General features: G+C 68.1%; 21 protein-coding genes and 1 tRNA gene. 13 read left to right on the top strand and 9 right to left on the bottom strand.

The features are described 5' to 3' along the window. Positions 1 to 27 precede the first annotated feature (27 nt). Together pta and IM689_RS02030 are read left to right on the top strand one after the other, a co-directional pair. Positions 28 to 2,103, top strand: a complete 2,076-nt coding sequence (gene pta / locus IM689_RS02035) for a phosphate acetyltransferase (RefSeq protein ID WP_193642655.1) — start codon at positions 28 to 30, stop codon at positions 2,101 to 2,103. Beyond that, entirely contained in the window at positions 2,100 to 3,299 is a 1,200-nt protein-coding gene (locus IM689_RS02030) for an acetate/propionate family kinase (RefSeq protein WP_193642654.1), read from the top strand. The genes pta and IM689_RS02030 overlap by 4 nt, the downstream gene beginning before the upstream one ends. Here the strand turns inward: IM689_RS02030 and IM689_RS02025 are convergent. Then, the gene (locus IM689_RS02025; RefSeq protein WP_193642653.1) at positions 3,272 to 3,712 is read right to left on the bottom strand and encodes a hypothetical protein; all 441 of its coding nucleotides are present in this window, start codon (positions 3,710 to 3,712) and stop codon (positions 3,272 to 3,274) included. The genes IM689_RS02030 and IM689_RS02025 overlap by 28 nt on opposite strands. A gap of 52 nt (positions 3,713 to 3,764) precedes the next feature. Between IM689_RS02025 and IM689_RS14960 the strand changes: the two genes are divergently transcribed. Beyond that, a complete protein-coding gene (locus tag IM689_RS14960) occupies positions 3,765 to 5,237 on the top strand; it encodes a C40 family peptidase (RefSeq protein ID WP_193642652.1) in 1,473 nt (490 codons plus the stop codon). Here the strand turns inward: IM689_RS14960 and IM689_RS02015 are convergent. Next, positions 5,200 to 5,469 (bottom strand): hypothetical protein, encoded by a 270-nt coding sequence (locus IM689_RS02015; RefSeq protein ID WP_193642651.1) that lies wholly within the window; start codon positions 5,467 to 5,469, stop codon positions 5,200 to 5,202. The genes IM689_RS14960 and IM689_RS02015 overlap by 38 nt on opposite strands. A 31-nt stretch (positions 5,470 to 5,500) precedes the next feature. Between IM689_RS02015 and IM689_RS02010 the strand changes: the two genes are divergently transcribed. The 4 genes from IM689_RS02010 to IM689_RS01995 all read left to right on the top strand — a co-directional run bounded on the left by IM689_RS02010 (position 5,501) and on the right by IM689_RS01995 (position 7,768). Beyond that, a complete protein-coding gene (locus IM689_RS02010) occupies positions 5,501 to 5,848 on the top strand; it encodes a hypothetical protein (RefSeq protein ID WP_193642650.1) in 348 nt (115 codons plus the stop codon). 176 nt (positions 5,849 to 6,024) lie between these two features. Next, on the top strand, positions 6,025 to 6,276 hold the full coding sequence (locus IM689_RS02005; protein ID WP_193642649.1) for a hypothetical protein: 252 nt from the start codon (positions 6,025 to 6,027) through the stop codon (positions 6,274 to 6,276). A gap of 122 nt (positions 6,277 to 6,398) precedes the next feature. Continuing rightward, positions 6,399 to 7,367, top strand: coding sequence for a hypothetical protein (locus IM689_RS14540; RefSeq protein WP_227484448.1), 969 nt, complete (start codon positions 6,399 to 6,401; stop codon positions 7,365 to 7,367). Beyond that, positions 7,295 to 7,768 carry a GNAT family N-acetyltransferase gene (locus IM689_RS01995; RefSeq protein WP_227484417.1) on the top strand — a complete coding sequence of 158 codons (474 nt, stop codon included), beginning with the start codon at positions 7,295 to 7,297 and terminating at the stop codon, positions 7,766 to 7,768. The genes IM689_RS14540 and IM689_RS01995 overlap by 73 nt, the downstream gene beginning before the upstream one ends. A gap of 68 nt (positions 7,769 to 7,836) precedes the next feature. Here the strand turns inward: IM689_RS01995 and IM689_RS01990 are convergent, their stop codons facing one another. Next, positions 7,837 to 9,684 carry an acyl-CoA dehydrogenase gene (locus tag IM689_RS01990; protein ID WP_193642646.1) on the bottom strand — a complete coding sequence of 616 codons (1,848 nt, stop codon included), beginning with the start codon at positions 9,682 to 9,684 and terminating at the stop codon, positions 7,837 to 7,839. A 111-nt stretch (positions 9,685 to 9,795) separates the two neighbouring features. Here IM689_RS01990 and IM689_RS01985 point away from each other — a divergent pair, with 111 nt between their 5' ends. Next, positions 9,796 to 10,314 (top strand): Fur family transcriptional regulator, encoded by a 519-nt coding sequence (locus IM689_RS01985; protein ID WP_193642645.1) that lies wholly within the window; start codon positions 9,796 to 9,798, stop codon positions 10,312 to 10,314. On the opposite strand, the gene IM689_RS01980 is transcribed toward IM689_RS01985, so the two are convergent. Further along, positions 10,315 to 10,388: transfer RNA gene (locus IM689_RS01980), tRNA-Gly, on the bottom strand. A 150-nt stretch (positions 10,389 to 10,538) separates the two neighbouring features. Here IM689_RS01980 and dcd point away from each other — a divergent pair. Then, positions 10,539 to 11,114, top strand: a complete 576-nt coding sequence (gene dcd / locus IM689_RS01975; protein ID WP_193642644.1) for a dCTP deaminase — start codon at positions 10,539 to 10,541, stop codon at positions 11,112 to 11,114. 3 nt (positions 11,115 to 11,117) lie between these two features. Further along, on the top strand, positions 11,118 to 12,029 hold the full coding sequence (locus IM689_RS14955; RefSeq protein ID WP_193642643.1) for a dienelactone hydrolase family protein: 912 nt from the start codon (positions 11,118 to 11,120) through the stop codon (positions 12,027 to 12,029). Here the strand turns inward: IM689_RS14955 and IM689_RS14950 are convergent. From IM689_RS14950 to IM689_RS01950, 4 genes are all read right to left on the bottom strand, one after another. After that, positions 11,987 to 13,444, bottom strand: a complete 1,458-nt coding sequence (locus IM689_RS14950) for a PGAP1-like alpha/beta domain-containing protein (protein ID WP_193642642.1) — start codon at positions 13,442 to 13,444, stop codon at positions 11,987 to 11,989. The two genes, IM689_RS14955 and IM689_RS14950, sit on opposite strands and share 43 nt — an antisense overlap. Then, entirely contained in the window at positions 13,441 to 13,827 is a 387-nt protein-coding gene (locus IM689_RS01960) for a hypothetical protein (RefSeq protein WP_193642641.1), read from the bottom strand. The genes IM689_RS14950 and IM689_RS01960 overlap by 4 nt, the downstream gene beginning before the upstream one ends. Then, a complete protein-coding gene (locus IM689_RS01955) occupies positions 13,824 to 14,186 on the bottom strand; it encodes a hypothetical protein (RefSeq protein ID WP_129666500.1) in 363 nt (120 codons plus the stop codon). The genes IM689_RS01960 and IM689_RS01955 overlap by 4 nt, the downstream gene beginning before the upstream one ends. A gap of 188 nt (positions 14,187 to 14,374) precedes the next feature. Then, positions 14,375 to 16,699: a (Fe-S)-binding protein gene (locus IM689_RS01950; protein WP_193642640.1), complete on the bottom strand. Its 2,325-nt coding sequence runs from the start codon at positions 16,697 to 16,699 to the stop codon at positions 14,375 to 14,377. Between the two features lie 198 nt (positions 16,700 to 16,897). Between IM689_RS01950 and cysK the strand changes: the two genes are divergently transcribed. The 3 genes from cysK (at position 16,898) to IM689_RS01935 (ending at position 19,939) form a co-directional block, all read left to right on the top strand. Further along, on the top strand, positions 16,898 to 17,827 hold the full coding sequence (gene cysK, locus IM689_RS01945) for a cysteine synthase A (protein WP_118912908.1): 930 nt from the start codon (positions 16,898 to 16,900) through the stop codon (positions 17,825 to 17,827). Positions 17,828 to 17,962: 135 nt separating this feature from the next. After that, entirely contained in the window at positions 17,963 to 18,514 is a 552-nt protein-coding gene (epsC, locus tag IM689_RS01940; RefSeq protein WP_187037782.1) for a serine O-acetyltransferase EpsC, read from the top strand. A gap of 63 nt (positions 18,515 to 18,577) precedes the next feature. Continuing rightward, the gene (locus IM689_RS01935; RefSeq protein WP_193642639.1) at positions 18,578 to 19,939 is read left to right on the top strand and encodes an FAD-dependent oxidoreductase; all 1,362 of its coding nucleotides are present in this window, start codon (positions 18,578 to 18,580) and stop codon (positions 19,937 to 19,939) included. 87 nt (positions 19,940 to 20,026) lie between these two features. Here the strand turns inward: IM689_RS01935 and IM689_RS01930 are convergent, their stop codons facing one another. Then, positions 20,027 to 20,302 (bottom strand): HU family DNA-binding protein, encoded by a 276-nt coding sequence (locus IM689_RS01930; protein WP_047310606.1) that lies wholly within the window; start codon positions 20,300 to 20,302, stop codon positions 20,027 to 20,029. Positions 20,303 to 20,351 lie beyond the last annotated feature (49 nt).

The following is a 20,351-nucleotide window of genomic DNA, read 5'->3' as shown; positions in this document are numbered from 1 at the left end:
GACGAATGCCCTCGCTAGGGTGGAGGCATGTCGCGCACCGTCTTTGTGACCTCGGCCGAAGGCGAGACGGGTAAGTCGACCGTCGCCTACGGCCTCCTCGACCTCCTCTCCCGCCAAGCGGGCCGCATCGCCGTCTTCCGGCCCGTCACGGCTGCGCGCAGGGACAAGGTCGTCGACCTCCTCCTGTCGCACCCGGCCGTCGATCAGAGCTACGAGGACGCCATCGGCGTCACGTACGACGCCCTGCACGACGACGAGCAGGCCGCACTCGGCACGATCCTGCAGCGTCGGGACGCCGTGGCCCAGAACGCCGACGTCGTGCTCGCCCTCGGCAGCGACTTCGCCGACGTCTCCACCGGTCGGGAGGCCGAGTTCAACGCGAAGATCGCCGCGAATCTCGGTGCACCGGTCGTTCTCGTCGTCCACGGGCGTGAGCGCACGCCCGAGGAGATCGAGCAGGTCGCTGTCATGGGCTGCGCGCAGCTTCGCGCCCAGCACGCGGTGCCCGTCGCGCTCGTCGTCAACCGCGCCACGAGCGGTGACACCGACGCCATCCGCGCCGCGCTGGCGCAGGACCCCGAGACCGAGAGCGTGCCCGTCGCAGGCGTCGTGCCCGAGGTGCCCCTGCTCGTCGCGCCGACGATCCAGGCGCTCGCGGACGCGTGCAACGCGACGCTGTGGCGCGGCAACCCCGAGTGGCTGCAGCGCGAGTCGCGTGGGTTCGTCGTCGCCGCCATGTCGCTGCCCAACGTGCTGACCCGCCTCGTCGAGGACGTCACCGTCATCGCCCCGGGTGACCGCTACGACGTGTTGCCCGGTCTCGTGCTCGCCCACCAGTCGGGCACCTTCCCGGGCCTCGCCTCGGTCGTCCTGACCGGCGGCTACCGCCCGCCCGAGAGCGTCCAGCAACTGCTCGACGGCACCGAGCTCGACGTGCCGATCCTCGTGACGAACGACGGCACCTTCGAGACGACAGCGGCGCTCGCGGGCACGCGCAGTGCCCTGTCCTCGGGGAGCCTCGCGAAGAAGCAGACGGCGCTGCGCGTGTTCAGCGAGTCGATCGACGCCGAGCGACTGCTCACCGCGATCGAGGTCGACGAGGCGGCCGTCGTCACGCCGCTCATGTTCGGCCACCGCCTGCTCGACCGCGCACGCGGCGACCGCAAGCACATCGTGCTGCCCGAGGGTGACGACATCCGCATCCTGCAGGCCGCCGACGAGGTGCTGCGCGCCGGCATCGCCGACCTCACGATCCTCGGCGACGAGAACCGGGTGCGCGGCCTCGCGAGCAGCAAGGGCCTGGACATCCGCGGGGCGCGCATCGTTTCGCCGCAGGACGAGGAACTCGTCGAGAAGTTCGCCACCGAGTACGCGGAGCTTCGCAAGCACAAGGGGCTGGAGCTCGAGAAGGCCCGCGAGATCGTTCAGGACGTGTCGTACTTCGGCACCATGATGGTGCACCTCGGGCTCGCCGACGGCATGGTCTCGGGTGCCGCGCACACGACGGCGCACACGATCAAGCCGAGCTTCGAGATCATCAAGACGGCTCCGGACGCGAAGATCGTCTCGAGCGTCTTCCTCATGGCGCTCGCCGATCGCGTGCTCGTCTACGGCGACTGCGCGGTCAACCCCGACCCGAGCGCCGAGGAACTCGCCGACATCGCCGTCAGTTCGGCGCGTACCGCCGAGGCGTTCGGCGTCGATCCGCGCGTTGCGATGCTGTCCTACTCCACCGGCACGTCCGGTAGCGGTGCCGACGTCGAGAAGGTACGCAGCGCAACCGAACTCGTGCGCGAGCGGGCGCCTAAGCTGCTCGTCGACGGGCCGATCCAGTACGACGCGGCCGTCGAACCGAGCGTCGCGCGCTCGAAGATGCCTGACTCGCCGGTGGCCGGACGCGCGACGGTGCTCGTCTTCCCCGACCTCAACACGGGCAACAACACGTACAAGGCCGTGCAGCGCTCCGCGGGCGCCGTCGCCATCGGACCGGTGTTGCAGGGGCTCAACAAGCCGGTCAACGACCTGTCGCGTGGTGCGCTCGTCGAGGACATCGTCAACACGATCGCCATCACCGCCGTCCAGGCGCAGGAGCAAGCACGATGACCCAGCGCGACGGCAACGTCCTCGTTCTCAACGCCGGCTCCAGCTCGCTCAAGTACCAGATCGTCGACCCCACCACCGGCGAGCACCTCGTCAAGGGTCTGATCGAGCGGATCGGGCACGACAACGCGACGATCACGCACGAGTACGACGGAGAGAAGACCCACCGCGAGGTGGCGATCGCCGACCACGCCGTCGCGCTCGAGCAGATGACGGACGTCATGAGCGAGACCGGTCTCGCACTGGCGGACGCGGGCGTCGTCGCCGTCGGTCACCGCGTCGTCCACGGCGGGCGAAACTTCTCCGCCCCCGTGCTCGTCGACGAGCGGGTGCTCGCCGAGATCAAGCGCCTCGGCACCCTCGCGCCGCTGCACAACCCCGCGAACGCGACGGGAATCGAGGCGGCACAGCGCATCCTTCCCGACCACGCCCACGTCGCCGTGTTCGACACCGGCTTCTTCGCGACGCTACCGCCCGCGGCGTACACCTACGCCATCGACGCCGCGCTCGCCAAGGAGCACGCCCTGCGTCGGTACGGCTTCCACGGCACGTCGCACGAGTACGTGTCGGCGCGGGTGCCGGAACTGCTCGGCGCCGATCCGGCCTCCCTCAAACAGATCGTCTGCCACCTCGGCAACGGTGCCTCGATGTCGGCCATCGACGGCGGTCGTGCCGTGGAGACATCGATGGGTGTGACGCCGCTGGAGGGCCTCGTCATGGGCACGCGCGGCGGAGACATCGACCCCGGTGCCGTGTTGCACCTCAACCGCGTCGCGGGGCTCGGCGTCGACGAGATCGACACCCTCCTCAACAAGGGCTCGGGCATCCTCGGCATGGCCGGTGCGACCGACTTCCGCGACCTCATGGAGCGCGTCGAGGCGGGTAACGAGACGGCGACGCTCGCGTTCGACGTCTACGTGCACCGCCTCGTCAAGTACATCGGCGCCTACACATCGGTTCTCGGTGGCGTCGACGTTGTGACGTTCACCGCCGGCGTCGGCGAGAACAACGCCGCGGTCCGGGCCGCCGTCTGCGAGCGTCTCGCGTGGCTCGGCGTCGAGCTCGACGAGGCCGCGAACGAGGTGCGCAGCGACGACCCGCGCGTCGTCTCGACTCCCGCCTCGAAGGTGGCCGTCTGCGTCGTGCCGACGAACGAGGAACTCGCCATCGCTCAGCACACCGTGGCCGTCATCGACTGAGCACCGTAGTGCCCGACCGGAGTCGTGCACAGCGATGTCAGCGAATTTTCACCTATCCTCCGCCCCGATGTCACCCCGCCTCTCCTAGCCTTGACCTTGCACAAGGGAACGCAGTACCAGGGGACACACATGAAAATTCGATCGATCTTCTCGACCGTTCTGTCGGTCACGGTCGCGGCGCCGTTCGCCGCGTGGGGAAACAGCGTGGCGGGTGCGGAACCCCATCCGTCGCCGGGAGCCGGAACCGTCGCATCCACGTCGCCCTCGGCACCGCAGGTGGTACCCGGCGCCGAGCCCACCACGACGGTGCCCGGTAACGCTTCGAGCACACCGCCGACGCCCACACCGTCGTCGTCCGAACCCTCGGCGTCCTCCCCGGCGACGAGCAGCAGCACGACTTCGTCACCGCCCACGCCGACGCCTACGGAGCCGACGAGCACCTCGCCCACCCCGGCGCCGATCCCCGTGGGTCCGCACGTCGCCACCGTCACCGGCATCGAAGCCCTCGGCAAGCCGACGAGCACCGAGCAACGGTGGTACCGAGCCGGTGGTGGTTATGCGCAACACTTCGAGAGGGGCCTCGCCCTGATCGCCGTGGACGCTTCGGGACGGCCGATTCCGACGATCGGTGGTGTGGTGCTCGACGGCTTTGCGGAGTACTACAAGGCGCATCCGAACACCGGCTGGCCGGTGAGCCCTCAGATGTCGGACGCGAAGGGTCTCTGGCAGCGGTTCGACTCGCCGAACCACGCGTACCGGGGCGCGCTCATGCGCGCCTCGGCCTCCGCCCCGATCCACGGGGTCGATTCACGGGTCTACGACTACTACGTCTCGAATCCCGCCGTTCGACAGATGGTGGGGAGCGCGACGGCGTCGTCGTCCGCGGTGAAGGCCTGGACGCGAGTCGGCGGAGGCACCGTTCATCCCTTCGCCGGCGGCTGGGTGACGGTGGCCAACTCAGGTGCGAAGGCCGTTGTGCCGGCGTCGTTCAAGCCGAACACGCGGGTGCCTGGCACGACGAAGTTCGCCTGGGACGGCATGTATGCCCACGGGTGGCCCAAGGGGCTCCCGACCACGCGGTGCGGTGGTGCGGCGATCCTGACGGAGAAGGGCACGGGATACGCGATGGGCGACACCCGGTGGTGCCCGAGTGCGAAATACGCCCAGCCTCTGACCGCCATCCCGAAGCAACCGATGCCGTACGCCCTCACGTCCGCAGGCGGCGGGGACGCAGGCTGGAATGTCAAGATTCTGCAGCGTTTCCTCGGGGTGCGCGACAGTAAGGGAACCGCCCACACCCGCTTCGGACCGCTCGAGCGGCTCACCGGCACGACGGCCTCCGCCCTCGCACGCAAGCGTGCTTCCATCGGTTGGGCCCGCACCCCCAGACTCGACAAGGGACTGTGGAACAAGCTCGGTATCGGGACGCCCTGGGATGAGGCGACGGAGCCGAATCAGCCTGTGCTCGGACTCGCGGCGACGCGGCAGGAGCGGATCAACACGATGATGAGCTACGTCCGGAACAAGACCTACGCGAACGGTTACGAGTACACGTACGGCGCGGCGGGCCCCGGGCGCGTCGGGTTCGACTGCTCCGGACTCATGCTCGCGGGGATGTACCACGCCGGTGTGTATCCGCGCAGCGCGAACATTCTCGACGACATCATCCACCCGACGAAGCTCACGCAGGCGCTCTACAACGACACCTCGCTCAAGAAGGTGCCGGTCACTCAGCGTCAGCCTGGCGACCTCATCTTCTACACCTCGAACGGCTCGGCTTCGGGGATCGGGCACGTCGGCATGTACGTGGGCCGCGACCGCACGTTCGACACGGCGAACAACGGTTACGAAGGGGCGAACCGTGACATGTACTGGCTGACGAGGTCCGGGAGCATGTCGATCATGCCGTACGCCGTCCGCCCCGTGGCCGAGGGATGACCATGATGCGTCGAGTGCCCGCAGCCGTCGCGTGCTTGGCCGTCGTCGCGGCGCTGACCGGCTGCAGCGATGAGGGGAACGTCGAGAGGAACGCTCCGAGTGGAACCCCGGTGCCGAGCGCCACACGCACATCGGACGCGGGAACCTCGTCGCCCGGATCCACGGCGCCGAGTGCACCGATTTCGGCCACGGGGACGAGGAGTTCGGGAGCGGCGCATGTCGGCATCGTCATCGACCAGCGCTTCCAGGTCATTCCGCGGCGGATGAAGACAGAGGGCGACGTGCTCCTGCTCGACGGGAAGGTGGATGCGCAGGGAGTCTTTTCCGGGGTGCGGGCCGGCGGGGAACTGCGGGCGCCCTCGTTGTCGGAGAAGGTGAACGTCGTGTGGATGTCGGCCGATACCGCGACGAAGGTCGAGTCCTGGGGACCGTGCGCGTCGTCGTGCAAGCCGGTGAAGGTGCCCGCCGGCGCCCAGTACGTCCTCGTGCAGAGCTCGGATGCCGGCCTCGTCGAGATCGCCGAAGGAACAGGAATCACCGTCCAGATGACGAAGGCGAACGTCCCCGCGAACAGCGCCCCGGACCGGGCGACATCGACCCTGGCACCGTGACAACAGCTCTCTCTGAGAAGGGGTGACGTAAACCACAGCCGAGGGAGTACTTTGAGCCATCGTTGTCGCGTCGTGCGGCGTCGAGCCATGGCAGATCGTTCTGATGTTCACACGCGACGCGCATGGTGGGGGGAGCGCCAGCGCTCACCGTCGCACTCGCTCCGGCTCCCGCAGCCATGGCAGCGACCGCACCCACGCTGGCGCAGAGCCGAGCTTTCGGTCTGCGGATGCTTGCCACCATGCGTCAGCACGAAGGGGATCGGTTCGTCTGCGGCGCAACGGGCCCGACGCGCTGGGATTGGTCGGGGTTCTTCCGGTGGGCGCACGAGGCAACGGCCGATCCGCTGGGTAAGCACGCGGGCTACTACCTCCCGCACAACGCCTCCGCCATCCGCTACTGCACCGTGCATCTGAAGCTGCGCGTGTAGGTTCCGATCCTCGAGGCCGCGAAATACGCTCAGCCCGGCGATGCCGTGTTCTTCCACGACAGGCACGGCGTTCACCACTGCGGCATCGCCGAGGGCGGCAACCGCTTCCACTCGGCCGCAGGATGGACCCGCCGGCGTGGGTCTGCTCCACGACCTTCGACTTCTACGCCAAGTACTCCATCGACTCGAGCGCCGAAGCCCAGGCGTCCGGCCGCTACACCCACGTCTCGATCTGCTCGTTCGTCGGACCGGGCGTCTCCGCCACGACGACGGCTCCCACCCCTGCGACGCCCGCACCGAAGGGCACGGTGACCAAGCGCGCCAAGGCAGGCGTGAAGCTCAACGTGCGGACCGCGCCCTCGACCACGGCGAGCCTCGTCGGCAAGCTGGCAGCCGGAACCGCCGTCACCGGAACCTTGTCCGGCGGATGGATGAAGATGACAACCGGCGTCTACGCCGGTCGCTTCGTCAGCGCGACGTATCCGTCGGCCGACCTGTGCGAGGTGCCGTCCTGGATGAACACCGCGTGGGCTCCCAAGACGCCTCGAACCCTGCAGTGCAACGCCCTCGCGGGTCTGCTCGAGATGAACAAGGCCTTCAAGGCGAAGTTCGGGTACAACCTCGTGCTCGACGAGGGGTTTCGCGACCTGCACACGCAGAACATGTACGCGAAGGTCTACGGGTTCCCACGCGCGGCCAAGCCGGGAACCTCCAACCACGGCTACGGGCGAGCGATGGATCTCCTCGGTAACACGAGCGCGCTGGCTGAAGGGCGCAGTAAGTCTCCGTTCGAGTTCGGGAGCACGGCCCATACGTGGCTCACCCTGAACCGGCAAGGCCTACGGGTGGGACCGCCCCGAGCACCTGGACCAGAACGGATCGAACCCCGAGTACTGGCACTACAACTGGATCGGCTGAGTTCGAAACGCTCGCTAGCCTGGGCGCCATGCCGCTTCCCCTGCCGATCGCTACCGCGCGCACGACCCTTCGTCCGTTCACCGACAACGACGTCGACGATCTGCTCGACTATCACGCGCGCCCCGGCGTGGCCCGCTATCTGCTCGAGGGGCCGCTCGATCGCGCCGGCGTGATCGCGAAGATCGAGCGGCACAAGACTCAGGTCGGGCTCGACACGGACGCCCGAGCGGTGGCCGTCGCCGTCGAGTACGAAGGCTCCGTCGTCGGTGACGTCGGCATCTGGCTTCTCGACGAGACGAACGAACGGGCCGAGATCGGGTGGGTGTTCTCCCCGGAGGTGGCAGGGAAGGGGTTGGCGACCGAGGCTGTGGCGGCCTTCATCGACGCCGTCTTCGCACACTTCCCGCTGCACCGCCTCGAAGCGCAGATGGACGGTCGCAACGATGCCTCCGCGCGCCTGTGTGAGCGCCTCGGGATGACGCGGGAGGCGTACCTGCGCGAGGACTTCTGGTCGAAGGGCGAATGGACCGACACGATCAAGTACGGATTGCTCGCCTCCGACCGGACGAAGTAGCCGTAGGAAAGCCGAGTGGCCCGGCACCCGGGGTGGGGGTGTCGGGCCACTCGCGTGGAGCGTTCGGATCAGAACGCAGCTTCGGGGACGTCCATGAGGGCGCCGTCCTCGGCGAGGGTGACGGCCTTCTCCGACGCCATGCGCGGCAGCACCGTGCGCGCGAAGAACTGCGCGGCGGCCACCTTGCCGGTGTAGAAGTCCTCGTCCTTGCCGGCGTCACCCGCGTCGAGACGGGCCTGCGCGACGACGGCGGCCTTGAGCAGCAGCCAGCCGATGACGACGTCACCCGCAGCCAGCAGCAGGCGCGTCGACGTCAGGCCGACCTTGTAGGCGTCCGTCGGCTTCTCAAGCGAGTTGATCGCAGCGCCGAACATGAACTCGCCCATGTCCTTGAGGTCGGTCGCGGCTTGGCCGAGCAGGCCGGCCTCTCGCTGCAGCGAAGCCGGGGCCTCGGAGATCGTGGCCATGATCTGCTTCTGCAGCTCACCGAGTGCGACGCCCTGGTCCTTGACGATTTTGCGGAAGAAGAAGTCGAGGCCCTGAATGGCGGTTGTGCCTTCGTACAGCGTGTCGATCTTCGCGTCACGCACGTACTGCTCGACGGGGTACTCCTTGAGGAAGCCCGAACCGCCGTACGTCTGCAGCGACTCGGTGCCGAGCAGGACCCAGGCGCGCTCCGAGCCGACGCCCTTGACGATGGGCAGCAGCAGGTCGTTGAGGCGAGCGGCCAGCTCTGCCTCGGTGCCCTCTTCGAGCTCGACGGCCGGGTTGCCCTTCTGCGCCTGGTCGACGATGTCCTGCTGGCACGCCGTGTAGACGACGAGCGAGCGCAGACCCTCGGCGTATGCCTTCTGCAGCATGAGGCTGCGGCGAACGTCCGGGTGGTGGGTGATCGTGACGCGCGGGGCGTCCTTGGCCGGCGTCGTCATGTCGGCGCCCTGGACGCGCTCCTTGGCGTACTCGAGCGCGTTGAGGTAACCGGTCGAGAGCGTCGCGATGGCCTTCGTGCCGACGAACATGCGGGCGTTCTCGATGACCTTGAACATCTGCGCGATGCCGTCGTGGACATCGCCGAGCAGCGTGCCGACGGCCGGGTGCTCGTCACCGAAGGTGACCTCGCAGGTCGTGGAGACCTTGAGGCCCATCTTGTCCTCGACGTTCGTCACGTAGGCGCCGTTGCGCTCGCCGAGCTCACCGGTCTCGAGGTCGACGTGGTACTTCGGGACGATGAAGAGCGACAGGCCCTTCGTGCCGGGGCCTGCGCCCTCGGGGCGGGCCAGGACGAAGTGGACGACGTTGTCGACCATGTCCGACTCGGCCGAGGTGATGAAGCGCTTGACGCCCGTGATGTTCCACGTGCCGTCGTCGTTCTGCGTGGCCTTGGTGCGGCCGGCGCCGACGTCCGAACCGGCGTCGGGCTCGGTGAGCACCATGGTGCAGTGCCAGGCGCCGTCGACGATGTGCTTGGCGAGCTTCTTCTGCTCGTCGTTACCCATGTAGTACAGGAGGGAGGCGAACGCGTAGCTGGCGGAGAACATGTGGACGGCCGGGTTGGCGCCGCAGACGAGCTCGGCGAGCGACCAACGCACCGACGGCGGAACCTTCATGCCCTCGAGCTCGACGGGGGCGTCGAGCATGCCCCAGCCTGCGTCGATGTATGCGGAGTAGGACTTCTTGAACGACTCGGGCATCGTGACCGACTTCGTTGCCGGGTCGTAGACCGGCGGGTTGCGGTCGGAGTCGACGAGGCTGGCGCTCAGATCGCCCTCGGCGAGCTTCGCCACCTGGTGGACGATGTCGCGGGCCACGTCCTCGTCGACGTCTTCGTAGATGCCGGTGCCCAGGACGTCCTGGCGGTTGAACACCTCGAAGAGGTTGAACTCGATGTCGCGAACGTTGCTCTTGTAGTGAGTCACGGATCCTCCGCAGCGTGAAAAATGGGTCTCCTGCATTGTGCTACTCGCGAGTAATGCTCGCAACACGGGGGTGCGCTTGCCCGTCCCGGGGCCTCGGGTGACGATGGAGGCGTGGGCGAAGCGAAGAGTCGGGTCGAAGCTGCGGTGGAGCGTCTGCGCGCTGCGGGGGAGCGGTTGACGCCGGGCCGCCGTGCCGTCATCGAGGTGTTGGACGCCGATTCGCGCCACCTCGACGCGGAGGCGATCGCGACGGCGGTGGCCGATCTCGAGCCGGGGGTGCACCGGGCGACGATCTACCGCTCGCTCCAGGCTCTCGTCGACGGAGGAATCGTGCGGCACACGCACGTGCCCGGCGGAGCCACGATCTACCACCTCGCGAGCCTCGAGCAGCTGTCCGCGGCAGGCGATGATGCCGCTGAAGATGCCCGTTCGGGTCACGCCGGGCACGGTCACGCGCATCTGCAGTGTGTGCGCTGCGAGCGCTTCACGGATGTCGACGTCGAGGAGTTCACGCCACTCGTGGCGCGGATTCGGGAGCTCACCGGCTTCTCGGTGGACGCGCAACACGCGGCATTGCTCGGGGTGTGCGCCGAATGTGCCGCTCGAAAGGCGGACGAGGACGACGTGTGATGGAGCGGGCGACGGGAATCGAACCCGCGTGTCCAGCTTGGGAAGCTGGCGCTCTACCATTGAGCTACGCCCGCACGGCCCCGGATTTCCGGGGCGTTTCGTTACTTTAGCGGGTCGCGGGGACGCGTGCACGCCGACCCTCCGCGCAGTGATCCGTTGCCGTTCTTCGAGCAGACTGCCTCGGGCGCCTGCTCCCGGAACGCCGGTCGACTACGGTGTGAGACGTGCTGCTTTCTGACCGGGACATCAAGCGACAGATCGACGACGAGCGGGTCGTGCTCGACCCCTTCGACCTGTCGATGATCCAGCCGTCGAGCATCGACGTTCGTCTCGACCGGTTGTTCCGCCTGTTCGACAACCACAAGTACCCCTTCATCGACCCGGCCGAGGAGCAGCCCGAGCTCACGCGCCTCGTCGAGGTCGAGCCCGACGAGCCGTTCATCCTTCACCCCGGCGAGTTCGTGCTCGGCTCCACGTACGAGACGATCACGCTGCCGGACGACGTCGCGGCGCGCGTCGAAGGAAAGTCGTCGCTGGGCCGCCTCGGTCTGCTCACGCACGCGACCGCCGGCTTCGTCGACCCGGGATTCTCGGGGCACGTGACCCTCGAGTTGAGCAACGTCGCCACCTTGCCGATCAAGCTGTGGCCGGGCATGAAGATCGGCCAGCTGTGCTTCTTCCAGCTCACCTCGCCCGCCGAGCACCCCTACGGCAGCGCGCGGTACGGCTCGCACTATCAGGGCCAGCGTGGCCCCACCGCCAGCCGCAGCTTCGCCAACTTCCACCACACCACGGTCTGAGCCGTGACGGGCGCCGAGGCGAGTAGCGCGAAGTCGTCGGGCGCTGCGGAAGCGCCGCGCTCCGAACCGGTGCCCGACGCGCCGGCCCGAACGGTCGACGAGAGTGAGTTCGGCGACCGCGTGGCCGACACCCTCGACGACGTGGCCGACTCCCTGCTCACCGACGGCTCGATCGAGGACGACGACGTCGCCTCCCTCGACGACGAAGCTGTCACCGTCGAGGCGCCCAGTCGGCTCGCGACGACGAAGCGATCCGGCAAGCCGGTCACCGCGAGTCCGGTGCTCTCGTTGCCGCGAGCCAAGCATCCCGAGGCCGTCGCCCTGTTCATCCACGGCGGCGAGGTCAACGCGAGCATCGCCATGTACCGCGGCGACCCGGCCTACCTGCGCGTCATCCCCTTCGCCCGCGACGTGGAGCGCCGCAGTCACGGACGGATCGGGGGCGCCGTGCTGCGCCTCGCGGTGCGCGGCTGGAACGACCCCGAGAAGCCGGCCGTTCAGGACGCCCGGTGGTCGCTGCGTGAGCTGCGCCGCCAGTACCCGGGGCTGCCCCTCGCCGTCGTCGGCCACTCGATGGGCGGACGCGTGGCCCTCGACCTCGCCACGAGCGACGAGGGCGATGACCTCGCGGCCGTCGTCGGTCTCGCGCCCTGGGCGAGTGACGAATACGAGGCCGAGCCGTTCGGCACGACGCCGTTCCTCGGTATCCACGGACGCCAGGACACCGTCACCGATCCGGCGGCGACCGCCGATCTCGTCGAGCGCATCACCGCCGCCGGTGGCGACGCACGGTTCGTCGATCTGCCGGGCTGGCACGCCATGCTGTGGCGGCCGATGCGTTGGCACAAGGAGTCGTCGCAGTTCCTCATCGATCACCTACTGCGCAACGGGAGCGGCGCGCCCGACGGATGGTAGGGCTCCGACTTTCCCTGGGGCGGTTGTGAGGGCTTCGTCTCGGAGGACGGATCCACCGTTGCGAGATCGAATGTGTAGGTGCGGGCGTTGCCGGTGAAGAACTTCTCGGTGGATTGCTCGTACTGCGCCACCTGCGATTCGGGATGGCTCCTGACCTGTTCCGAGATGGCCTGGTAGTTGTCCTTGTAGCGCGCCATGCTGTGCGCCTCGAAGTTGTCCGTCGAGCCGTCCGGCGCGGTGAGCGAGCCTGGATCCGTGAACACGACCCGGGTGCGGTTCGGTTCACCGGTTCCGTTGGCGCGCCCGTCGATCCGGTGCACGGGGTCGGCCGAGTTCTCGACGTTGAGCACGGAGGTCTTGTGCGGCACCTTGAGGTGTCCCACCGGCGAGCCGTACGTGACGACGTGCGTGATGTTGATGTCACCCTTCACCTGGTGGCGCGCCATGTTCGTGGCCACCATGCCACCCTGAGAGTGGCCGAGGACGATGACCGGCTCGCCCTTGCCTGCCACGCCTTCCTTCGCCATGGCCTGACGCAGGGCCGTCAGCGCCGCAGCTTCGACCGGACTCTGGCGGCCGGCTGCGGCGTAGAGGTTGCCGTTGCCGTTGAAACCGTTCTTGCCGTTCGGGGCGAACGTCGAGGTGCCCGGCAGGATGAGCGTCCACGCCCCCTGACCCGTTGTCGGATCGACGACGCGTTGCACCTGGATGTGCCCGGCGTTCTCGGGGTTCTTGTAGAGCTCCGGGATACGCCCGGCCGCCTCGCTCACGCTCCGCACCTCCGGTGCCTTAGTCGCCGAGTTCGGGTCGGACGTCAGTCGGGTGCCCACGCGTTTCGGGACGCCTGTGAGAACGATCGTGGCGGCGTGCAGGGCCGTGATGTCCTGGGCGTAGGGGCCGGGCAGCACATCGGAGACGACCTGGACGACCATGTCGATGGCATCGGGTGCCTCGCGTTGGATCGTGGCCAGATCGACGTCCTTGCCCGAGATGGCATCCGCGATGACGTGGTTGAGCTTCAGGCCGGTCATGACGAGGTCGGCGGGGAGGGCTAGCCGGTCGACGAACTGACCCGCGATCAGCTCTGCGTCCTCGTAGGTCTTGACCGAGTAGTCGAGGAACGCCGCCATGATGCTGGCGCGCACCTGCGCGGCCATCAGGCCCTGCTTGCCGATGGTCAGGCCGAGGATGGCCTTCGCACACGCCGCGCTCGTGCCCGGCGACAGGACATCGCCGCGGAAGGGCAGGTTCCACTCGATGGTGAAGACGGTGGAGAAATGACCGTCACACTCGTCGGCGACCGTGCGGAAGGTTGCGGCGGTGAGCCGCAGGTCGGACAGCTTCGCGTCGACGTGCGAGGCGCTCGGGCCGTGGACCTTGAACGAAACGGACGACGACCCGTCGGGCGCCCTCACGACGTCACCCCGGCCACCGTGAGCAGGTCGAGCGCCGCCAGGACGATGCCGCTCCGCACGTCCTCCCAGGTCGTCGGGGTCGGCTCGAGCGGCTGGCGAAGGGCGGTCCAGACACCTGCGCGTCGTTCGGCGAGCGCGTAGACCTGCACGTCCTCCTCGACGCTGACGACGGCCGCCACAGTGCACCGCTCGCTCGAATCCGCCTGCTCGACCTCACTCGTCAGGCGGGCGACGACGTCCTCGACCGCGATGGTCTCGGCGTCACCTCCGGCGACACCCACCGCGAATCCGTCGCCCACGGCTCGACACGTCCGCGTCGTCGAGGCGTCGCCCACGTCGACGCGCACGGACAGCTCCGGCCGCGCGCACGTCAGGCTGCTCACCACGCCGCACCTCCCCGGATGGCTTCGGTGGGGATGGGGCGAGACTGCGCGGGCGGTCCGGTCACGGCGTCGGCAACACGTCCCGGTAGGCCCGCGATCGCCTCGATCGTGTCGACGCGGGACTCGACGCTCGCCGCGTGCGCGTCGATCTTGGCCGCGAGGGCATGTGCGTCAGCGCTGCGCTGATCCATGATCCGCGTGAACTCCGTCAGCTTCTGACGGCAGAAGTCGGCCGACGTCGACTTCCAGTGCATCGTCGTGATCTTCGTGCGGGTGTTCGACGCGGTCGTTGACAGAGAGGTGCCGACCGTACGGGCCACCCGCGCCTGGGCCCTGATGTCGTCTGCGAGGCTGCTCATGCCCGCGACGTTACGAAGCGCTCACCGCGTCGTCATGCGCCGCCTCGAGCGACCTGTGGAAGGGCCCGCCCGGCCCGAGTGAAAGAGCCCGCAGCAGTCACCTCCTGTGGACGAACACCGCAAACAACGAGGCGTGGCACCCACCGAATCGGTGGGTGCCACGCCTCATGTCAGCCGTGCGGAAGCGATCAGACGGTCTGTTCCGCCTCGTCGTTCTCCTTCTGCTCCTCGCCGCGGCGCACAGCCGCAAGGAGCATGTTGGCGACGTCGACGACCTCGACCTCTTCGCGGGCGTCGCCGTTGCTCTGCTCGGCGGTGAGGCCGTCCGTCATCATGACGCGGCAGAACGGGCAGCCGATGGCGATGCGGTCGGCGCCGGTTGCGACGGCTTCCTTCGTGCGGTTGACGTTGATGCGCTGGCCGAGCTTCTCCTCCATCCACATGCGCGCGCCACCGGCGCCGCAGCAGAACGAGGTCATGCCCGAACGTTCCATCTCCTTGTACTCCACACCCGGCAGAGCCCCGATGAGCTCACGCGGCGGCGCGTACACGTTGTTGTGACGGCCGAGGTAGCACGGGTCGTGGTACGTGACGCTCTTGCCCGTGGAGGCAGCGCCCGACTTGTCCTTCGGCTGCTTCGCGAACTCCTCCGGAGCGGCCACCGGCGTCAGCTTCTTCTCGCGCACGAGGCGGTTGAGCAGCTGCGTGTGGTGGACGACCTCGAACTCGCCGCCGATCTGCGGGTACTCGTTCTTGATCGTGTTGAAGCAGTGCGCGCAGGTGACGACGATCTTCTTGACGTTCGCGTCGTTGAGCGTCTCGACGTTCTGGCCCGCGAGCATCTGGAACAGGATCTCGTTACCGGCGCGACGAGCCGGGTCACCGGTGCAGCTCTCGCCGTCACCGAGGACGGCGAAGTCCACGCCCGCGGTGTGCAGCAGCTCGGCGACGGCACGCGTCGTCTTCTTCGCACGGTCCTCGTAGGCACCGGCGCAGCCGACCCAGAACAGCCACTCGACGTCGTCGGCGGACTCGACGTCGGAGCCGATGACCTTGACGTCGAACGGCAGACCCTTGGCCCAGTCGAGGCGCGCACGCGCCGACATGCCCCAGGGGTTCTGCTTGTTCTCGAGGTTCTTGAACAGACCGGCGAGCTCCTGCGGGAACGCGGACTCGATGAGGGTCTGGTAGCGACGCATGTCGACGATGTGATCGACGTGCTCGATGTCGACGGGGCACTGCTCGACGCAGGCGCCACAGGTGGTGCACGACCACAGGACGTCCTGGTCGATGACGGCGTCGGGGCCGTGCGGGTTGTACGCCGTCAGCGGGTTCGCGATGTCGTAACCCGTGTCGCCGATGAGGGCCGTCTCGAGGAGGTTGACGTTGCTGTAGTCGCCCTTGGGTGCCTCACCGTCCGTCGTCGCGGGGGCGCTCTTGCCGGCCGCAGCGGCCTGCAGGAACGGCGCCTTCGCCGACGAGTGGTCGCGCAGCGTCATCATGAGCAGCTTGGGCGACAGCGGCTTCTCGGTGTTCCAGGCGGGGCACTGGCTTTGGCAGCGACCGCACTCGGTGCAGGTGGAGAAGTCGAGCAGGCCCTTCCAGGTGAAGTCCTCGACCTTGCCGACGCCGAAGCTCGTGTCCTCGTCGAAGTCGAGCTCCTCGACGTTCGTCACCGGCTCACCGTCGACCTTCATCGGCTGCAGCGCGCCGAGCGACGTGCGGCCGTCGGCGTTGCGCTTGAACCAGATGTTGAAGAAGGCGAGGAAGCGGTGCCAGGCGACACCCATCGTCGTGTTGAGGGAGATCGTGATCATCCAGGCCATCGAGATGAGGATCTTGATGGCGGCGACGGCGACGATGAACTGCTCGATGCCCCCTCGGCCCATCGACTCCAGCGGCATGCCGAGGAAGAAGGTGAGCGGGAAGTGCAGGGCGCTCGCGTGGTCGTTGTCCGTGACTGCGGCGAGGGCGTACTCGAGAGCGCGCAGCGTCAGGATGCAGGCGCCGACCCCGAAGATCGTGAACTCGACGTAGTAGGCCTGCCAGAATGTCGAACCGAAGAAGCGCGACTTGCGTCCGTCCTTACCCGCCGAACGCGCCGGGTGGTGCTTGCGGCGGTTCCAGATGAGCCACAGGATGCCGGCGAAGCCCGTCCACGCCATGAACTCGGTGAGCCACTCGTACGGCGGGAAGTGGCCGATGAGGGGCAGGGCGTAGGCCGGGTCGAAGATCTGGCCGTAGGCGTTGACCAGCGTGAAGAACAGCACGCCGAAGCTGATCATCGTGAACCAGTGGGCGATCGCGACGATCGGCAGGCGCGCCATGCGCGTGTGGCCGAGGAATTCGCGAAGGAGCGTGGCGGTGCGGGCACCCGGTGAATCGGTGCGCTTTTCGGGGGCGCCGAGTCGGAACAGCGACGTCATCCGCATGACCGCTCGCACCAGCAGCGCGACGCCCACGACGGTGATGACGACGCAGATCACTGCGGCGACGATCTGAAGGGCTGACATGCTCCTCATTCTAAACGGCGTTACCGGCGCGTAACTGCTGGGATGCACCATCACATGTCACCCGGGAATTAGTCAACGCCCCCGTGTGCTAAAGGAAGTGAAGCCATCGGGGGAAGGTTTCGCGATAACCGCACGTTGGTATGCTCATAAGCAGTTCTAATCATCCAGCTCACCCGGATCACACGGAGGTCAGTCCGCATGCCCATCCTCGACGACGTCACCCAGGCCATCGGCAACACGCCGCTCGTGCGGATCAACCGCATCATCGACTCGGGCGCCACGGTGGCCGCGAAGCTCGAGTTCAACAACCCCGGCGCGTCCGTCAAGGACCGCATCGGCAAGGCGATCATCGAGGCCGCGGAGGCCTCCGGTGAGCTGAAGCCGGGCGGCACGATCGTCGAGGCCACCTCGGGCAACACGGGTATCGCGCTCGCCATGGTCGGCGCCGCGAAGGGCTACGACGTCGTCCTCACGATGCCGGAGACGATGTCGAAGGAGCGTCGCGCGCTGCTCAAGGGCTTCGGCGCCGAGCTCGTGCTCACCCCGGGCTCGGAGGGCATGAAGGGCGCCGTCGCGAAGGCCGAGGCCATCGCCGAGGAGCGGGGCGCCGTCCTCGCCCGTCAGTTCGCCAACACGGCCAACCCCGAGGTGCACCGCCGCACGACGGCCGAGGAGATCTGGCGCGACACCGACGGCGCCGTCGACATCGTGGTCGCGGGCATCGGCACGGGCGGCACGATCACGGGCGTCGGCGAGGTGCTCAAGGAGCGCAAGCCCGAGGTGCAGATGATCGCCGTCGAGCCGGCCGAGTCGGCCATCCTCAACGGTGGTCAGGCCGGCCCGCACAAGATCCAGGGCCTCGGCGCCAACTTCGTGCCCGAGATCCTCAACCGTGAGATCTACGACGAGGTCATCGACGTCGACGCCGCCACCTCCGTCGAATGGGCGCGCAAGGCCGCCACCGAGGAAGGCCTCCTCACGGGTATCTCCTCGGGCGCCGCGCTCTACGCCGCCTCGCAGGTCGCCGCTCGTCCCGAGAACGAGGGCAAGACGATCGTCGTCATCATCCCGAGCTTCGGTGAGCGCTACCTGTCGACCATCCTGTTCGAGGGCGTCCTCGACGACTGATGTGGGGAAGACGACCGGCCTTCGAGGGGTTGACCCTCAAGGCCGGTCGCTTCACTGGTGACCTGACGAGGAGGAACGGTGGCGAAGAACCCACTCACGCGCGTGCGTGACGCAGGCAAGGCCGTGGCCCGAACCATGGCCGAGGACGTCGACGCTGCGCTGGCGCGCGACCCCGCGGGCGGCTCGCGCCTCGAGATGGCGCTCGCGTCGCCCGGTCTGCACGCCGTGTGGAGCCACCGCGTCACACACGCCATGTGGCAGCGCGGCGGGCGCTGGAAGCTGCCCGCGCGCCTCGGCTCGCAGGTGACGCGCGCCGTCACCGGCGTCGAGATCCACCCGGGCGCGACGATCGGTCGCCGCTTCTTCATCGATCACGGCATGGGCGTCGTCATCGGTGAGACGAGCGAGGTCGGCGATGACTGCATGCTCTACAACGGGGTCAACCTCGGTGGGCGCACGCTGGCCAAGGTCAAGCGTCATCCCACGCTCGGTGACGGCGTCACGGTCGGCGCGGGTGCCCGCATCCTCGGGCCCGTCGTCGTCGGCAACGGCGCTCAGGTGGGCGCCAACGCCGTCGTCGTCAAGGACGTCCCGGCCACGGGCGTCGCGGTGGGTGTTCCGGCGAAGGTTCGGGTGCCCCAGGCGCCTGCCGTCGACCCGTTCACGGACCCCGCGCTCTACATCTGAACGCACCCCATCCGACGGTTCACCCCGTCACCTTGGGGTGAACCTCCCGACCAAGGAGGTCATGTGCGCGCACCACGCGTAGCGATCATCGGTGCCGGCCCCGCAGGAATCTACGCGGCCGACATCCTCACCAAGGAGCACGAGAGTGCGACGGTCGACATCTTCGACCGACTTCCGGCTCCGTACGGGCTCGTGCGCTACGGGGTGGCGCCCGATCACCCGCGGATCAAGGAGATCGTCAAGGCGCTGCGACGGGTGCTCTCGGGGGATCGCATCCGCTTCATCGGCAACGTCGACTACGGCACGGACGTCGACCTCGAGCGTCTGCAGCAGCATTACGACGCGGTGATCTTCTCCACCGGGGCGTCCTCGGACCGCCCGCTCGAGATCCCGGGCATCGACCTTCCGGGCAGTTACGGCGCCGCGGACTTCGTCAGTTGGTACGACGGTCACCCGGACGCCCCGCGCGATTGGCCGCTCACGGCGAAGAGCGTCGCCGTCATCGGTGCCGGCAACGTGGCCCTCGACGTGGCCCGCATGCTCGCCAAGCCCGCGGACGAGCAGCTCACGACGGAGATCCCGGACAACGTCTACCAGGGCCTCTCGCTCAACGAGGCGACGGATGTCCACGTGTTCGCTCGCCGCGGCCCGGCGCAGCTGAAGTTCACGCCGATGGAGTTCCGCGAGCTGTCGCACTCGCCGAGCGTCGACGTCATCGTCGAGCCGGAGGGCTTCGAGATCGACGAGGCCGGCCAGGCGGCGATCAGCGCGAGCAAGTCGACGAAGCTCGTCGTCAACACGTTGCTCAAGTACCTCGACACCGAGCCCACCGGGGCACCGCACCGCATACACATCCACCTCTGCCAGGCGCCGGTCGAGGTGCTCGGTGAGGATGCCGTGACGGGGCTGCGCACCGAGCGCACCGAGTTCGTCGGGGACGGCAACGTGCGCGGCACGGGGGAGACGATCGACTGGGACGTGCAGGCCGTGTACCGCGCCGTCGGGTACTACTCGTCGCCGCTGCAGAACCTGCCCTTCGACGACGCCCGCGGCGTCGTGCCGAACGAGGCCGGCCGCGTGCTCGACCAGTCCGGAGAGCCGATTGCAGCGACGTACGTGACGGGCTGGATCAAGCGCGGCCCTGTGGGCCTCATCGGCCACACGAAGTCGGACGCGTCGGAGACGATCCGTTGCCTGCTCGAGGACCTGCCGTCGCTCGTGGCGCCGGCCGTCGACGACGAGGACGCGCTGTTGCGTCACCTGCTCGACAGCGGTGTCGACGTGACGCTGTGGGACGACTGGGAGCGCTTGGACGCGCAGGAGATCGCCCTCGGCGCGGGCGCGGGCCGCGAGCGCGTGAAGATCGTTTCGCGCGAGGACATGATCGCGGCCGGTCGCGCGCACGCGGAGCAGGTGGCTTCCTGACCCGAGTTCATCGTCAGGTCCGACGTTCGAGCATGACGAAGGGCCCGCGCCGTGTCGGCGCGGGCCCTTCGTGTGTCAGGCGTTGGGTCAGCCCTTGGCAGCAGCCTTGAGCTTGGAGCCTGCCGTGACCTTGGCGGCGTAGCCGGCCGGGATCTCGATCTCGGCGCCCGTCTGCGGGTTGCGGCCCGTGCGGGCGGCGCGCTCGACGCGCTCGATCGTGAGCAGACCCGGGAGCTGGATCTTCTCGCCGCGGCCGACGGCCTCGATGATGACGTCATTCAGGCCGGCGATGACGGCGGAGGCGTCCTTGACGCTGACGCCGGTGCGCTGGGCGATGGTGCTGGCAAGATCACTGCGGTTCATGGATGAATCCTCTTCTCTAACCTGTCGCAGCCAGAACGGTGCCCCGAAG

Source organism: Dermacoccus barathri, from assembly GCF_015070805.1.
GTDB classification, from domain to species: Bacteria; Actinomycetota; Actinomycetes; order Actinomycetales; family Dermatophilaceae; genus Dermacoccus; species Dermacoccus abyssi.
The sequence above is the reverse complement of the archived record's forward strand: the minus strand, read 5'-3'. Positions and strand labels throughout refer to the sequence as shown.

Coding starts and splice junctions, on each gene's coding strand:
- pta (WP_193642655.1), top strand. CDS start 28: ATGTCGCGCACCGTCTTTGTGACCTCGGCCGAAGGCGAGACGGGTAAG.
- IM689_RS02030 (WP_193642654.1), top strand. CDS start 2,100: ATGACCCAGCGCGACGGCAACGTCCTCGTTCTCAACGCCGGCTCCAGC.
- IM689_RS02015 (WP_193642651.1), bottom strand. CDS start 5,469: ATGACGATGCCGACATGCGCCGCTCCCGAACTCCTCGTCCCCGTGGCC.
- IM689_RS02010 (WP_193642650.1), top strand. CDS start 5,501: ATGAAGACAGAGGGCGACGTGCTCCTGCTCGACGGGAAGGTGGATGCG.
- IM689_RS02005 (WP_193642649.1), top strand. CDS start 6,025: ATGGCAGCGACCGCACCCACGCTGGCGCAGAGCCGAGCTTTCGGTCTG.
- IM689_RS14540 (WP_227484448.1), top strand. CDS start 6,399: ATGGACCCGCCGGCGTGGGTCTGCTCCACGACCTTCGACTTCTACGCC.
- IM689_RS01955 (WP_129666500.1), bottom strand. CDS start 14,186: ATGAGCAGCCTCGCAGACGACATCAGGGCCCAGGCGCGGGTGGCCCGT.
- IM689_RS01950 (WP_193642640.1), bottom strand. CDS start 16,699: ATGTCAGCCCTTCAGATCGTCGCCGCAGTGATCTGCGTCGTCATCACC.
- cysK (WP_118912908.1), top strand. CDS start 16,898: ATGCCCATCCTCGACGACGTCACCCAGGCCATCGGCAACACGCCGCTC.
- epsC (WP_187037782.1), top strand. CDS start 17,963: ATGGCCGAGGACGTCGACGCTGCGCTGGCGCGCGACCCCGCGGGCGGC.
- IM689_RS01930 (WP_047310606.1), bottom strand. CDS start 20,302: ATGAACCGCAGTGATCTTGCCAGCACCATCGCCCAGCGCACCGGCGTC.